Here is a 16068-nt window from a genome sequence, read left to right as displayed (position 1 = left end):
CAATCTCGAGTAAAGCTTCGTCAGTGCGAAACTGAACAGCACGGCTGTAACGCTCAGACCAATCCCGAAGTGCGGCATTTGCAGTCTCGCCGTTTACCAAAGGAAGCGGATCACCCATGCCGCTCTTTGCCATCCGTCGAAGCACGGAGGTGCCGTCAATCAGAAGTTCAAGGCGCATATGAACACCAATGGATGAATTAACTTAAATGCTGTGTGTTTCCACCATGACGTGACGAACTGCTCTAATCAATCGATTTTGCGGTTGACCGAAACGACACCATATTGTTCGAGGAGATGTATCCCTGACATATCAGGACTCTGATGGACGGGGCGATGCAATCTGAAATGCCTTGTTTTGTTGGGGTTTGAGCGTATCACTGCGAATTGTAGCACGGGATGTAGCAACATAGTCAGATTAGTCGGTGTGTTTTGAGATGAGCTCTTCGAGGATTGCGTCAACGACATCGTCTGTGGCAGCTTTTGGGAGAATGAGGGTGCGGCCGGTATCGGTAGTCAAAATGCATCCTACCTTGACTTCCACCAGAACACGCTTCAGCTCATCAACTTCAGTTTTGGCCGTGTCACGCTTTGCACGGTCCATGAGGTTCGTGATTGCGTCGATCGTCGATGGCAACGTCAGGATGATGCTGCTTAGTCCGACCGCAACGGTAAAGGGATCAATCCGCTGGCTTTGAGCATTCGGTGAGACTTGTTCTTCTAATGGAACGGCCCCCAGGCTAGCAAACATGCGTTCGATCTGTGAACGCGCAGATGCAAGGTCGGCACCGGTCAGCTGAATCTTCATGTTTGGTCATCCTTCTCAGTGATCATGTCCCTTACAGTTTGGCAATGATCTATTCCGGACCGGCTGCCGAGCGAATCGTATGCCTGTTCAGCCTGGTCCAATACCTCCAGAGCTTCGACGGTAAGGTCATCAAAGGCCAACACTTGAGCCAGCAGGGCGCCAACCTGTCCCACTCCGTCTGAGTTGCTGAGTTCTTGGGTGATGGCAAAGGATCTTCTCAATTCGTTTGTTATTACGGGCAATTCGCCACGTTTGAGATCGCCTCGTAGCAACCTGATATGGGCGCAATTGTAATGGATAGCCGCGATTATGGAGATGTCCTGCATGTGTTCTGCGTCCGGAAGGCGGGATAGATGCAGGTCCAGCGCCCCGTCGAGGTCGCCCTGTTCCTGTAGGATATCGGCGATCTGTCCGTGGGTAACGACTATGGCGCGCCTGTCGTCGAGGTCATTAAAGACCGGGAGCACCTCCTGCTCGTAGATTCTGCGGGCCCCGTCGAGGTCGCCCTGTTCCTGTAGGATATCGGCGATCTGTCCGTGGGTAACGACTATGGCGCGCCTGTCGTCGAGGTCATTAAAGACCGGGAGCACCTCCTGCTCGTAGATTCTGCGGGCCTCGCCGAGGTCGCCCTGTTGCCACAGGATATAGGCGATATGTCCGTGTGTGTGGGCGACGTTGAGGCTGTTGCCTATGGCCTCGAAAATCGGAAGTGCTTCTTTCTCGTAGATGCGGCGGGCCTCGTCGAGGTCGCCCTGTTCATGCATGATATAGGCGATGTTTCCGTGTGTGATGGCAATTTTTTGACTTTCGTCGAGGGCCTCAAAGACCGGAAGTGCTTCCTTCTCGAAGATGCGGCGTGCCCCGTCGAGGTCGCCCTGTTCCAGCAGGATATCGGCGATCTTTACGTGTGTGTTGGCAGATTCGAGTCTGATGCCGAGGGCCTCAAAGACCGGAAGTGTTTCTTGCTCGTAGATGCGACGAGCCTCAGTGAATTCGCCCTGCGCGCACAGGATATCGGCGATGTGTCCACGCGTGCGGGCGATAAGGTGCCTGTCGCCGAGGGCCTCAAAGACCGGAAGTGCTTCCCGCTCGTAGATGCGGCGGGCCTCGTCGAGGTCGCCCTGTTGCCGCAGGACAAAAGCGATCTGTTCGTATGTGGTGGCGATTTCATGCCTGTCGCCGAGGGCCTCAAAGACCGGAAGTGCTTCCCGCTCGTAGATGCGGCGGGCCTCGTCGAGGTCGCCCTGTTTCTGCACGATATAGGCAATCTTTCTGCGGGTGATGGCTATTTGACGCCTGTCGCTGAGAGCTTCAAATACCGGAAGTGCTTCCTTCTCGTAGATGCGGCGGGCCATGTCGAGGTTGCCCAGATTCTGCAGGATATCGGCAAACTTCTCGCGGGTGACAGCGACCGAATGATCAGCGCCGATTTTTCTCAGCAGACCGACGGCTTCTTCGTAGGTGTTCATGGCTTGAATAGTGCTGCCTCGGGTATCCTCCCGTGCGCCACGCATAGCAAGGAATTGACCCCGGTCCAGCGGAGCGAGGTCACCGCGCTGTAGTGTGTCCTCGATGAGTTTCTCCTCGATTTCAACTTCGCCAAGTCTGTTTGCCGCAACTACCAATTTGCCGGGCAATATTGGTCCGGGGATGTGGCCCATTTGCTCCAGACGTTCCAGTGCGGCCATACCAAGCGTTAGCGCAGCGGCAGCGTCTTCTCGAATGTCGAGGAGGAATTTTAACGCCGCCGCCGCTGCAGCCTCCAAGATCTCCGGGTCCGGATCGGAAGCTTCGAGACCCAGGCGCGCTGCCTCGAGCCCGCGCGGGTCCAGTGGGAAATCTCCCTCGTCATCTCTCCAAGCCGCGCTTAGGTCCGCCAACACTGGGGTGCTGATCTGGGACACATCTCCCTCGGTTAGTGTCTCCTCCAGCGAACGCGCAAGTGGATTAACCGCGTGATGCGGTAGGTCTAGTGTATCCGTCCAAGGGGATATCGCTCCCCAATCATCAACAAGACCGAGCGCCAGCAACCGATCGAGTGCCGCCTCGGGCTCCGCAATGCCGCTTGTGCCAATCGCGGTCAGCAGGGCAGGTCGTGGGATCGGCACATCTTCGGAAAAGATCGCAGCGGCGCCAAGTGCGCGTCGCTGCGTTCCAGTGAGCGCGTCGGCGTAAACTTCGAATGTCATGCGGGCGAAGAAATCCCCGAGATCGGTTCCTGGTGGTGGCGTCTCACCGCTTTGCTGGAAGTTCCGTATTTGCTCGATGGCCCGCTGTGCCGCGGCTTCTTCGTCGTTCAGGATCGTGCCAGTTAGCACGTCCTGCAAGCCGGGGCTGCCGGCCGAGACCTCGAGCGCTTCATTGATCAGTGCCGCGCGATGCGACAGAAGTTCGACTTTGTCTTCTGCCGTCGCCTTGGCGCGGACCTGCTTTGCGCGTTCCCGTCCCTCCATCGGCACCAGAGGAACGCGCAGCAAGATCTCGTCGAGTCTGCATGCACCGGCGTCTTTGGCCACGAAGTCGAACCGTGAGGTGACTAGGAGCCTCGACGCACTCTGCGCTTCTGATACCGCTTGGAGTAAAGACAGAACTGCGTCTCGGCAGTCCGGACGCGGAGTGATCTCAGCGGTATCCGTAGAGGGTGGCAGCAGTGACTGTTCGAAATCGTCGAGCACAAGCAGGACCGGATGGGTGTTCAGGTGTCCGCGCAGCAGGCGACGAAAGATGTCGCTGATCACGGTTGGGTTTTGGGCAATCTCTTCTTCCCAGAGCACGAGTTCTTCGCGGATTGTTCGGGCTTCGGAATAGTCCTCGAGATCGTCGGCGATCTCGTTGAGCACCTTGCGCAACGCCTCAAAAATCGTGCGGGCCGTGCAGATGCCATAGACGACTGCCACCCGATAACCCGTCGTTCTGCTGGCAACACGTGCAGCCAGGCTCGACTTGCCGAGGTTGCCCATGCCATGGATCACCACGCCCTTCGTGCCGCTCCGGAAGGCGGCAATGATGCGCTGGATCTCGCGCCGACGGCCAACAAACCTGTCCCGGCTTGCGACCGGAACTCGCCGGTCCCCGCCAAGAAAAGCCTGCTCTGTATCTGGGCGGGCAGGTCGCGCGGCTGCAGCACGAGGATCGCAAATCGGACCGCCTCCACCTGGCCCGAGATAAACCCGCGCAAGGTGCCAGTGGGCGCCGATCATTGCATTTTCTGGAGATCGTTCACGCAGTAACGTGCGACGGGCCTTCGCGGCAGCTATGGGGGCTGTGTCACCTTTCGAAACCTCCTGATAGAAGGTCTCGGCAAAGAGGGCGGCTTCGCTGTCATAGACTGAGCCGTCCCAGCCCAAGACATTTGCCGTGAACCCTGAGATCTGTCGGGCGAAGGGATCGGCAAGGTCAGGACTCGCCTCGCTATCGGGTGAATCTGTGTCCCGCCTGACTGTGCTGTCGCTGATTACATCACGGCGAAATCCCTCGGGGAGGGGACGCCCACGACCTTCGCCGCGCTCGGCCGTGCGACAAGCCGAGAGAAATAGCAGTGGTGGCATCTGGCCGAGTTTGGTCTTTAGGCGGTCGACCGTGACCGGATCTGCTTCACCTTCATCGGTCTCAAGGAAAATCACCGGCTGAGGTGAAGCGTTCTCCTGCGATAGGATGTTGCCATGGCAGCTGAGATGCAGCGCTTCGAAGGGACCCTCGAGTCGCGCGGCTTCAGCGAGGAATTCCAAAGAACCGCTTTCTTCGACTTGAAGGTGCACTGGCGCAGCCTGCCCGAGCTTTGGGCGGGTGGCTTGCAATATCATGGCTTCCTCGCCCTCGTGGTCGAGTGAATTCTGGCCGCGCGGTGAGGCCGCCATGAAGAGCAGAGCGATGTCTTTATGGTCCGGCATCTGAGGCTCAACAGCGCCATGTGCTTGTCGGACAACTGAAAAAAGGCGCATGTCCAATGCCAGAAAGCCATTCTGATCGGCCAGCAACTCCCAAGGTGCTGCCAGAAGCGCATCGGTCAGGTCTGCAGAATCTTGCGAAGATGTCTGAATGACAAGCTCACGCGGATCGGTAAGCATCCAGTCCGCCAACACGCCGCCCTGATCAAGCCAAGCGAACATCTCTCGGCCAATCTCGAGTAAAGCTTCGTCAGTGCGAAACTGAACAGCACGGCTGTAACGCTCAGACCAATCCCGAAGTGCGGCATTTGCAGTCTCGCCGTTTACCAAAGGAAGCGGATCACCCATGCCGCTCTTTGCCATCCGTCGAAGCACGGAGGTGCCGTCAATCAGAAGTTCAAGGCGCATATGAACACCAATGGATGAATTAACTTAAATGCTGTGTGTTTCCACCATGACGTGACGAACTGCTCTAATCAATCGATTTTGCGGTTGACCGAAACGACACCATATTGTTCGAGGAGATGTATCCCTGACATATCAGGACTCTGATGGACGGGGCGATGCAATCTGAAATGCCTTGTTTTGTTGGGGTTTAGGGGGTGTCATCGAAATTTGTAGCATTGGTTGTAGCATCGCTATGTTCATGACACCCTGTAGAGAAGTTGTAGCACGCGTTCGCTTGGAGTTTGCATAGGCAATTGGCGGACTTCAAGTGCTGGATGGTTTTTGCGCCCGCATAGGTTGACATTGAAGACTTGCCAACATAATTGGATTGGGACGGCTTGATCGGCCGGTGGCATCTGCGAAGTTCGGTGCAGGTGACAAAGAGATCTCAGCGAATGCTGCGCCCATAACGTTCTGCTATTCCACCGAACAGTGGAGAAGCATCTATGACCAAGTCATCATCCAACCTTTCATCCAAATACCTTCCGTTCGTTGAATTCCATATCGCGGAACTGACAGGTATCAAACCCGACCACATCCGCGGATCAGCCCGCCGTTTGGGGCGCGATCGGGAGGACATCAAATACAACAGCACGCTGAACTGCATTTGCAAAGAATTGGGCTTCAAAGGTGGGTTTGCGGGCTACAAGAAAAACTATGAACGAGACATCGAAGAGTTCATGGCGCGTCATAGCCTCGTCAACCCAGGCCTTTTTGAACCCGAGATTTTAGATCGACCCATTCGCATTGGGTTGAAACAGATTTCAGACCGTTGGTTTCAATCAGCACATGAGCGTCCATCGCGCATTTTTACGGGAGCAGGGGTCGAGTGGGCCGACCTGCTTGGAGTGGCCATGGGAATGTCGGGCTTCAAAGTTGTGAACCCTTACACCCGCGCAACACTCTGTCACGAGGACGAAATTGACCGTGTTCGGCAAGATCCGCCTAACCAATGGGTCATTCGAAGTGGTGGCCACAGCCTCGCTTTTTCAAAGTGTATGGAACTCAACAATTTGCTCGGTGATCAACTGTTGTCGTTTCGAGACGAAGCTGATCCTAACTCGAACGAGTTTGTATCCCAATTGTATTTTCCAAGCTCAATGGCATCAGAGGACGTCGTCTCGGAGCAGGAGGAGAGTCTAGGTGGAGGCAGAATTCTTTCAGCACTCATTTCCAATTTGGAGCAAGGGTGGGTCGACCTCATTCCTTTCAACGAGAAACTCGTATTTTTACGAGACGGGCAGGGTGGATTTGATTTTGTTTTTCCACGATTTAGACCGAAAAGCTTCAATCACAACATCCACAGCCCTTTTCTGAAAAATGCTGATGTTCCAAAGTCGGATGACAGTTACCATTTCAAGCGTTGGCTTTACTTCGAATACGATGGTTGGAGGGAGCAGGACCAGCACGCCGCCGAATCTGCATTTTATGAACTGGGCGGGTGCACAAGAAACTATCCAGGAGAAGACGAGATTCTGCGCGCCTATCTGCAAAACAATAGCCGCTATTCGGCGCCATTCAAGAAGGCGCCATTGGCCGAAGGATTCAAAAAAGTGAGGGTTGGCGACAGGTATCTGGCGGTGTCAGATCCGATTTCGATTTCTCGGTTCCGCGAGTTTATGACGATCGAAAATGAACTCTATGCAGCGTATCGCCCTACGGCACCGGATCAAGATGATTGGGAGCAATGCAACGTGGAGGGGGATGTGGCCACAGCGCCGGCATCTGTCACTTGGTATGACGCTTGCGCCTACGCGGCTTCCGTTAGCAAAAAGAGAAAACTGCCGGTTCGACTTCCTACCGAAGAGGAGTGGCTTGAAATATGTCACGAATTTCGCTCAGCACTTAATGTGGGTTCGATGGATACCCACTACAGGGATGCAGATCGAATTGTTGAAAAAGGTGCGCGCAGTTTGATTCATGGATTTTTTGGCACAGGTTACAATTGCGCCGAAGCAGACTTGCCTTGGGAAAAAACAAAAGACGGCATCAGCTTTCTTAGAGCCATCGACTTTGGGGAATGGCTGTTGCCAGAGGGTGCAGTGATTAACTCTCGTCATTTTGGGGCGATGAATATGGTGCCTCTTCATCTTATGGATGGGCAAGACCCCGTTGCAAATGGCGGTGCCAGTGTTTCGCCAAAGTGGGGAGATAGAGTTTCCGCGACACGGGATCGGATGTCACCAAAGTCTACGGGTGCATACAAGGATTGGCGGATCGGGTTCAGGCTTGTCTATGAAATTGACGGAGCGAGTGAGCCAGAGGACGCATATCCGGACACAAAGTTAGCCGGTGCCTAAGCATGCTGAACACTGCAGGGCAAATAATCACTACACGAAACAATCTAATCAAGGAGAGTAACAATGGGTAAAGGTCAAGGAAACGGTGGCGGATGGCCAAGCACGACAGGAAATCCATCTGGTGGTGGACGGTCGAATGGTCAAGCCGGTGGCGGCAAAGGTAAGTAGACTATCAGGAGCGGGGGCGTTGATGCCCCCGCTTTCCGCGAACAGAGATGAGCGATCAGCCCCAGCCGATCTCTTTGGGTAGAGATCTATCAATGAGCGGTGTTCCGAAGTGCAGTGTCGGTGACATATTCCTCAAGTGTGACCTTTGCATCATCGCGTCGACGCTGGATATAACGCGCAAGGCAAGTCAGGGGAACTCCGCAAGATCGAATTGTTTTCAACCGCGTGGCTGGGAGGTCGAGTGGAATCGTCCCCTTCTTTATTTTTCGATCAAGCGCCTCCGGTTCAAGGCCAAAGTAATCTCTGGCTACAATCCGAAACGGGATCTCTTCCTGCCCATCATGGCGAGCCAACAGCAACATCAGTGTGGTCATGTGCGTCTTAGCCCCCAATCAACTTCATATCTTTCTCGGCGGCAGCACGGCGCGTGTCGATGTAATCCGCAAGGTCAGTCAGGTGAACACCCTTTGCGCACTTCTGGCTGTCTTCCATGGTTACCAGCGGGAGAGGAATATCCCCTTTGCGGATCTTTTCATGGAATTTACCGACAGATAGGCTAAACCAGTCGGCGGCAACCGCTTCGGAAGGGATAATCGGGCGGGCGTTATACATGGCCATCATCATGATTGCTGTGTTCATTTAGTTTTCCTCGAATGCGACCGCGCGGAACACGGTTATTGTTGTTGCGAAAACTGGCACCTTGTGGCGACAGTTTTGAGAAAATGGCTCATTTGCAAAAACGCGGAAGAAATATTTTTAAAGTTCGAGAACCCATAAAACGAGGTGATCTCAAAACTTGGGGGCAGGGGTCATATGCCTGCCAGCAGTCTATCAGTTTGCCGTATCGCCGCGACCTTGTCTTCGAGCGCACGCTGAGCCGCGCGGAATTGCCGCCAACGCCACGCGAGATTGATCAGGTCGATGACTTTAGTATCGTAGATGTGCTCCGTCTCGATATCTGTAGCCATTGCACGATCACCGAGGCCCTCACGATATTCGTTGGTAAACCGGCGGATCTGTTCACCGAGCAGTTCGATGCGATCATCATCGATGTCCTGCAGTCCGCAGCGGTCGGTCAGCTTTTGTAGCAGATCTAACGTCAGCTGTTTTGTGCTGCCCCGCGGAACCAAACCCGCTGTGTGCCATTCTTGTGCCAGCAGGCGACCGTGGGTGATTGTATTGAGCGTCCGATCGTGGAGTTCGCGTTCCGTCTTTTCGTCCATAAAAAGTCCTCCGGAGGTGAGACCGCGTCATGTGGCCTCTCAAGACGCGGGCAGTGGGAGTTGCTGCCAGCGGGTGCGTTCTGGCGGCGGAAATGATGCCAGACAGGGGGGCAGCGTTTCCCGAGCCGGCCACTCACCTCCGACCCGGGATCACTTCACTCACACAATGGAACCAACTTTATTCGGTTCCCGAGGGGCTTGCGTTTCCGGTCGCGCCCTCACCAAGAGGGGCGTGATCGAAACGGCAAGCGTCTCGGCGGTTTTCATCCCTTCTTCGCGCATGGCTTTGCTCTCCGGCGGACAGGTCTATGGCGGTGCTGTGGCTGCGGGCTTGTCCGGAGGTGGGCCGGTGAGGCTGCGGGTGGCTGTTCACCGCTGTTGGAGACATTTCTGCCCCCAGGCTGGAGCCGGGCGGGCGGGCTTTGCCCCTGAAGCGGGCACGGACCTGTCCGCGATCACGCCGCCAGAGGTTCGGGCAGCATTCCTACGCGTTTCAGCTCGTAATACTTGGTCCGACCGATCCCGAGTGCGGCCCAGGGCTTCTTGCGCGAGGCGCTATTCGCCTCCAGATAGGCGTCCCGGGACTTGGCGCCATTTGCTGCGCGGCGCTGCCTTTCAGCCTCCGCCTTACGGCGCCGTCTTTCCTCTTCGGGGATCACCTGCTTGAGGCCGAGGTTGCGCGCGAGGTCCGACGTGATGCCCAGACGCTCGGCCATCGTTGCGCCCTTATAGTGATAGCGGCCGTCAGCCCACAAAGACGCGTTGGTGAAAAGCTTTGCCTTCTGGATGGCCTGCCTGACAATTGCATTCACTTCGATCCGCTCCAGCCCCGGTGTCGCGCCCTGCGCGGCCCTCAAGATCTCTGCTTCCAGATCCATGACCTCGGGCAAATGGGTGAGGCAGGTCGCATGGAAGTGCAGCCAGGTGTTCCGCAGACCCGTCGGGATCAAACCGCCGTGCGCATCACGAAATGCCGCCAGATCATCGCGGATTAACCTGAACCGCTCCGTCTGTGTCAGCCCCCGTGGCATCGCGGCGTTTGCGCGGCGTTTCTTCGATTTGCGCGTCCTTCGCTCCTGCAATTCGGCGCGGGTGGGCCTGCCGGCGGCCCTGTAGATCTGATCCGCCAGATCGTCGAAACGGTGGCGTTCTGCGGTGCCGCCGCTGACTCGAACCTCCTTTTGCGACTTTTCGTTGAGTGTGCCCGGAATGCGGAAGACGCGAGCCGCATCCTTGCACGCCTTGTCTGCCCCGAACGCGGCCGCGACGTCGATCAGCGCGCCCATTGCGCCCTGCCAGCGCGGGAGCGCCGAGACCGGGATCGGCTCGATCAGCCAGATCGCAGCAAGCCCGCGCCCCGTCTGTAGGAACACCGACGGCTGCGGCATTCCCGAGATCAGCAGATGGGCGGTGAATGCACTCTGAACTTCGGCGGGCGGCTTTCCACGCCATTGTGGCGCATGGAAATAGTCGAGATCGACATAAAGCGCGTTAAGCGATGCCAGCGACTTCAGCTTCCGCCCATACCAAAAGCGGTTCAGTGTCAGGAAACTGATCCGGTCGACGAAGTGCGGCATTTGCGCGATCAAGGGCGCTGCCTCATAGGTATGGGTTTCCACATCGTCAGGCCCAAGCTTGCAAAGAACGGCGGCCTTCCCGCGTGACCCTTCCGGATGCAAAAGGTGGAAATACTCCTCGGCAGTTAGATCGAAAATCTGGGCGGTCGGGGCGAATTCGCAGGGACTGGTGTGTTTCATCCCAGGGAAATGGTTCCCGGACCACCATCACGAAAAAACTGGATGATTTGAATATTGGCCCTAGTCGCGGTGCAAAAGGATGCCGCGTCATGCGTCGATACAAGTCGCCTGGACTTACCAACCTGAAAAACTTACCGACTTACTTTCCTACAAACTTCCGACCTTCGGACTTGCCAACCAACTTACCAACAAAGTGACATTCCAACCTTTTCTTTTGGCGCGCAAAAAACTTCGGAAGTTTGTTTTTTGGCTTTTGCCATTGAACCCACGTCTCTCCTGCAATCGCAAAACAAGGAGTAACAACGATGCGCACACCCATTCATTCTGACGGAGATATCATCGCAAAAGGCACCAGTCTGACGGCGCAGCTTGGCCGGGAGATCTCGGCCACCGATCTGTTCAAAGCGCTTGGCAGCAAGGGCAAATTCTCGCGGGTTCGCGACCTGTGGGAGGAGCACATGGCAAGCCGCGAAGAAGAACAACTTGCCGAATTTCCGCTGCCAGACAGCACCCAGGCGCTGATCCAAACCGCCGTATCGGCACTGGAGCAAAGCATGGTGTCGATGCTGCGCGGCGAGATTTCACGGCTCACTGACCAGAACATCCGACATCTGGCACTGCGCGAGCGTGATTTTGCCATGCTCGAGTCCGAGCATGCGAACACGGTCAAGAAGCTGAACACGCAGATCACTGATCTGACGCAATGCCTCGATGATCTGTCTGCGGCGGCCGAGATCAGCGAGAGCGAGGGCCTCGACGGCGAACTCGACAAATCTGCGGCGACAAAACCGGCTCGGGCAAAGGGCGCCCAGGGGGCGGCTCATAGGTCTCCAAATCGACCGGTGAAGAGAACTCTGGCGCCTCGCAAGGCGGGTCGACCTCTTCGCTCAAAGCCCACACCAGAGCCGACGCAAGGGCAGACCCCGTCTTGAGGCTGTCGAATTGCGTTGCCTCTGACAGCGCGGTCTTAGCCTCATCCACAGATTGAACCTTTCGAAGCCGGTGCTTTTCAGCATCGGCTTTGTCCTTGCGGGCCGCTTCCCACTCCAGTGCGAGCACTTCTGCGGTCAAACGGCCTTTCTCACGCTCCAGCGCCCTCAGACTGAGCCAAGACGCCCAGACAGATTCGTTATGCGTCCTCGTCTCGGCACGTCGCTTTCCAGCGCTGCTGGTATCTACGCCTTTTTCTTCAAGGCGCCGTGATCGTTCAGCCCGGCGTGGACCCAGATGGTCCTGGGCAACCAATCCCTCCGGAGCGTCTCCCGCTTTCGCCATGGTCTCGTAGGAGCGCAGATCGACACGTGCGGATGACCCGATGCGCTTTAGCGCTGCGTTGGTGCGTTTTTCCCACTCCTGCCTGATCCTCAGGATTTCTTTCGGCCCCGTTTTCCTGTCATCCAGTATCCTGGTCTTTGCTCCGAAGGTGCCGGTCTGCGGACACACCTCGCGCGTCGTCACCAGAATGTGGGCGTGGAAATTAAGGTTGGTTAGCACTGGGTCGAAAAGCGATGCGGGATAATCTGGCTGATCCGTGGCGAATTTGCCGGCCTTGTGAAACGCTTCCATCTTCCGATCCAGAAACCTCGGCGCATGGACGTCAGCCTGGACCGCAACGCCGTATTCATCACGAAGCCAGAGGCCAAATCCTCGAACAAGTCTGACCTGATCGGCAAGCGGTAGCTCAGCCGGCAGCGAAGGACGTAGTTCCCTGATGACCCGGGCATTGCCACGAGTCTCGGCCACTTCGGCGAGGTTCCAGAGCGATGCGGCGTTGCCGGTCCAATTGATGAGCTCGTGAGACAATAGCCCACCGGTCTTGCTCGAGCGGAATCTCTTCCCCAGCCGCTCGTCACGGTAGGACGCGCGCGCAGTGTAAGCGGCAGATTTGACCGCGCTTCGGCCATCGGCGCGGGAATGAATGACAACTTCGAGGCGGCTTGCAGGATGTATCATGAATGGGATGTCGGGCCCGAACCCGACTTCCGCTCCTCAGCCCCGCCGGCCAGGCGCGCAGGCAAACTTCAGTTTGCGTAACTGCGCGCATCACCTTTTCAAGGAGTGCGAGGGCTGCTCGACCAGCGGCCAAGTGGAACTTGCTATTTTCTGTCGGAGCGAACTCTGACCACAGGCAATATTTCCTGTTCGACCAGCATCAATAGGGAGAACGAAATGAATGACATGGAATTAAAAATTGAACACGCGCGAAAGCGGCTAAGGAGTCTTCAGTCTCAAGCGCAGAAGCTCAAGCGCAGAGATGATACCCGAAGGAAGATTATATATGGAGCTGCTGTGCTGGCCTATTTCGAAGAACTCGAGGAACCACAGAAGCTGAGCTCTATGGAAAAAGTGGCCGTTCACATTACTCGCGAGGCTGACCGCAGGTTTCTTGGACTGCCTGCGGAAGATGACGAGAAAGATGGTGTATCAATGAAAACGACCGCACGAGAATAGGCGTTGGTAGCCATGATGCCGGATGTCTTTTCGAACTCCTATACGGCAGAATTTGATTTACGGGCCGCTTCTGCTGTTTTACGTGCGAGTTTATCGACCGCTTCGTTGAATGGATCGCCGGCATGACCTTTTACCCATTCAAGTCGAAATTTGAGCCCTTTGCTCGCCTCCTTGTAGTCCTGCCAAAGGTCGTGGTTGCTGGAAATCACGTGGCAATTTCTGACTGCATTGCACACGTATTTGCTGTCACTCCGTATGACTGCCGAACTACCATCAGGAATACACTTTATGGCCTCGATGACAGCTCGAAGTTCCATTCGATTGTTCGTCGTGCCAAATTCTGAGCCTGATTTCTCCGCTCCGGTTTCATGGAATACGAAAGCCCAAGCACCGACAGGGGATAGCCCTGTTTCTTTGTTTGCCTTGCCTCCTGTAGAACCATCGGTCGAAATTAGGATTGTCGAATTCGATTTCCGAAAACTCCTGGGCGGGTCGAGAGTGAATGGTGCTTCGTGAAGGAGCTTTGGCTTGATGTCTTCAAGAAGGCCGACGCCGCCAGTCCGGCGTCGATCACGTTGGTTCATGTGTTTGCTTTGCAAAGCATACCAAGATCGAAATTCGGCCAGTTGATCATCTATTTTTTTGTCTAAGTCACGTATGGTCTGCCGAGCATTGCCATAGGCAAAGGCTTCCCCCCAACCACGGACGACACTGTCAATAACTGTTAGTGTTTGCACATATCTGCTTCTAGCAGAGAAGCTGTTCTGCGTTTTGCGAACGTGCCCGATCGCTGCTTTTCCTGCTTTGATCCGGCTGTCTATCTTTTCAATGAGGCTACGACGGGCTTTCTTGTTCGGCTGAAAAAGCCCTGGGGCACAGTCGAACCCCAAAAAGGAGAAACCACCACCATGGGCGTTGCCGAATTGAGCTTTGTCGGGTGAAGAATTTCCCGAATAGGGATCATGGCACTCGAGGCCGTTGTTCTTTAGAAACTTCCGCGCTGACTTGAATGCACCGCGGCATCTCTTTTCCGAGTCCGACATGACGACAAAGTCATCAATGAAGCGAACGCATATCACTCCTCGCCCGTTGAGTAGTTTGTCGAACTCATAGAGCAGGATATTTCCAAACAGTGGAGAGAGAGGCGAACCTTGTGCAACGCCTTCACTGTCGGTTGGAAAGATTTTTCGATCTTCGCCAAGCTTGGTTTCGTTGCCCAAGACAACAGTTGATGCCTGATCCAGGAGCGTAAGAAATTCTGGATCAGATACATCGTTTGAGATGGCGTCCAATACCTTTTTTCTGGGAATTCCGTCAAAGAAGCCAGAAATATCCGATCGCACGAAGTGGATTTTGCTTTCGTCAAAGGCACGGTCAATCAGCTGCAGACCATGTGGAACGCTGCGATTAGGAACTCCCCCAACGCTTGTTGGCAGCGTATTCACAGATTTCACAAAATCTGACTTGCTTTGAAGGGTATCGAGCAATGCCCTTTCGACAATACGATTGCGGACTGAAGCCATGACGATGCCCCTCTTGCCACCGCTCGACTTCTTGATTGTCACGCCTTGCTGGAGATCGAAATTAAACTTCCCAGACCGTAGTTGTTTTTGAATCTGCCTGATGTTGCGCAGGGAATTCCTGTCGAACTCTTCTATCGCTTCGCGGGTCTCATCGGCCGATGAACGCCGACCATTTGATTTGATTTTTTGCCAAGCTTTGAAAAGCGCACGCTGCTTGGTGGCTTCTTCAAATAGACGCCCCATAAAACTCTCTCTCTGGTAGGCGGCTTCGGAATGCCACGCCTTACCTCTCGAACTGCCGTTTGCTCACCAGGACCTTGGCCGCCATTCATATGCGATACGGCCTCGGCACCCTGTAGGACGACCCACGGTTCAGCACCGTTCGCCGACCCGCCCGTTCCGATCGTCACGGCGCTCACAAGGAGCCCGCAGACCAGAGTGGTCAGGATGAACGCACCACGACATGTGGCCGTGGCGCTCAGACGCCAGCGTAGAACGCGGGCGTGTTTTTGGTTGCGTCAATCTTCATCGCGCAGTCCTCCTTCATTAGGTAGCTTACCTTTTTCGGGCGGATTGCAAGCGAAAATCGCGCGCAGGATCCCGGCGAAGCCCAAAAGAAACCCTACTGACCACCCGAAGTTTCATCTCGATCTCGAAATGAAAGGCTATGGCCATGTGAGAGGCAAGGCTTGCCGTTTGCTCACCAGGACCTTGGCCGCCATTCATATGCGATACGGCCTCGGCACCCTGTAGGACGACCCACGGTTCAGCACCGTTCGCCGACCCGCCCGTTCCGATCGTCACGGCGCTCACAAGGAGCCCGCAGACCAGTCTGGGAAAGCCCACCTAAGATAAGAGCGTCGCAGTTGTGTTTCAATAGATGTTGCGGTCGATGTGGCGAAGTTTTCAACATATAGGAAGGTTGGGTCGCATTTGGTATAAGTTGCATTGTTCGTCATACATTGTGCGCTGGAGTTCCTTTATGTTTTTTTCTTTCCTCGAGCAGAAGGTCCAGAGTCATTTCTTGAGCCGTTTCCATGCCGAAACTTGAAAAGTGAATGGTAGCGGTGGCCATGATGGCAATCACCAGAATTCGCAGGATTTCATCGAGTTCAGCGCCGATGTCGTTTGCGACTTCGGGAACGATGAGGAAAACCGAAGCAGCAACGTCGTTGCGTTGCGTTTCGGTGTCACCGATGGCTTCACTAATTTGATGTTCTCCAATCTCGCTGCGAACCTTATGAAACGAGCGAGACGAGAGAATACCTTGAAGGTGGACTTGCTCACACATGAAGGTGTCAGCTAAATTAGCAGGCCCCTCAAGTGTGCTGGCAATCATTTCCGCGCCAGTAACTAAGCCGAAAAGGAAATCTTCAAGTCGTGGGATGCCTCGTTTCTGGGCGCTTACCCGCATGGAAGCAGCCAGATAGACACCTGTGGCTATGAGATTGCGGTGACGAATTGCTCTTGTTTCTGTCATGTCAGTATATTTCCTGGAAACGAAGTG

The 16068-nt window shown here is 55.2% G+C and carries 11 protein-coding genes and 1 pseudogene; 3 read left to right on the top strand and 9 right to left on the bottom strand.

Annotated features, from left to right (window positions below; translation table 11 throughout):
* Positions 1-415 precede the first annotated feature (415 nt).
* Positions 416-805, bottom strand: coding sequence for a hypothetical protein (locus tag K3556_RS08875; protein ID WP_260516444.1), 390 nt, complete (start codon positions 803-805; stop codon positions 416-418).
* On the bottom strand, positions 802-5100 hold the full coding sequence (locus K3556_RS08870; protein ID WP_260516443.1) for a tetratricopeptide repeat protein: 4299 nt from the start codon (positions 5098-5100) through the stop codon (positions 802-804). The genes K3556_RS08875 and K3556_RS08870 overlap by 4 nt, the downstream gene beginning before the upstream one ends.
* Positions 5101-5585: 485 nt before the next feature.
* Between K3556_RS08870 and K3556_RS08865 the strand changes: the two genes are divergently transcribed.
* A complete protein-coding gene (locus K3556_RS08865; protein WP_260516442.1) occupies positions 5586-7439 on the top strand; it encodes a formylglycine-generating enzyme family protein in 1854 nt (617 codons plus the stop codon).
* A gap of 257 nt (positions 7440-7696) precedes the next feature.
* Here K3556_RS08865 and K3556_RS08860 read toward each other — a convergent pair whose 3' ends face one another.
* The 4 genes from K3556_RS08860 to K3556_RS08845 form a co-directional block, all read right to left on the bottom strand.
* Positions 7697-7981: a pyocin activator PrtN family protein gene (locus tag K3556_RS08860; RefSeq protein WP_260516441.1), complete on the bottom strand. Its 285-nt coding sequence runs from the start codon at positions 7979-7981 to the stop codon at positions 7697-7699.
* Between the two features lie 7 nt (positions 7982-7988).
* Positions 7989-8246: a pyocin activator PrtN family protein gene (locus K3556_RS08855; protein ID WP_260516440.1), complete on the bottom strand. Its 258-nt coding sequence runs from the start codon at positions 8244-8246 to the stop codon at positions 7989-7991.
* A 170-nt stretch (positions 8247-8416) separates the two neighbouring features.
* Complete coding sequence (locus K3556_RS08850; protein ID WP_260516439.1) at positions 8417-8830, bottom strand: hypothetical protein; 414 nt, start codon at positions 8828-8830, stop codon at positions 8417-8419.
* A gap of 455 nt (positions 8831-9285) precedes the next feature.
* Positions 9286-10449: a RepB family DNA primase gene (locus K3556_RS08845; RefSeq protein ID WP_260516438.1), complete on the bottom strand. Its 1164-nt coding sequence runs from the start codon at positions 10447-10449 to the stop codon at positions 9286-9288.
* A gap of 443 nt (positions 10450-10892) precedes the next feature.
* On the opposite strand from K3556_RS08845, the gene K3556_RS08840 reads away from it, so the two are divergent.
* A complete protein-coding gene (locus K3556_RS08840; RefSeq protein WP_260519285.1) occupies positions 10893-11519 on the top strand; it encodes a hypothetical protein in 627 nt (208 codons plus the stop codon).
* Positions 11520-11865: 346 nt separating this feature from the next.
* Here the strand turns inward: K3556_RS08840 and K3556_RS08835 are convergent.
* Positions 11866-12540, bottom strand: a pseudogene (locus K3556_RS08835) (MobA/MobL family protein); the annotation flags it as partial.
* Positions 12541-12756: 216 nt separating this feature from the next.
* Here K3556_RS08835 and K3556_RS08830 point away from each other — a divergent pair.
* Positions 12757-13038, top strand: coding sequence for a hypothetical protein (locus K3556_RS08830; RefSeq protein WP_260516437.1), 282 nt, complete (start codon positions 12757-12759; stop codon positions 13036-13038).
* Positions 13039-13076: 38 nt separating this feature from the next.
* Here K3556_RS08830 and K3556_RS08825 read toward each other — a convergent pair whose 3' ends face one another.
* Both K3556_RS08825 and K3556_RS08820 read right to left on the bottom strand, forming a co-directional pair.
* On the bottom strand, positions 13077-14804 hold the full coding sequence (locus K3556_RS08825) for an RNase H family protein (RefSeq protein ID WP_260516436.1): 1728 nt from the start codon (positions 14802-14804) through the stop codon (positions 13077-13079).
* A gap of 712 nt (positions 14805-15516) precedes the next feature.
* The gene (locus K3556_RS08820) at positions 15517-16041 is read right to left on the bottom strand and encodes a hypothetical protein (RefSeq protein WP_260516435.1); all 525 of its coding nucleotides are present in this window, start codon (positions 16039-16041) and stop codon (positions 15517-15519) included.
* Positions 16042-16068: the final 27 nt, after the last annotated feature.

It is taken from the genome of Aliiroseovarius sp. M344 (genome assembly GCF_025140835.1).
Classification (GTDB): domain Bacteria; phylum Pseudomonadota; class Alphaproteobacteria; order Rhodobacterales; family Rhodobacteraceae; genus Aliiroseovarius.
The sequence above is the reverse complement of the archived record's forward strand: the minus strand, read 5'-3'. Positions and strand labels throughout refer to the sequence as shown.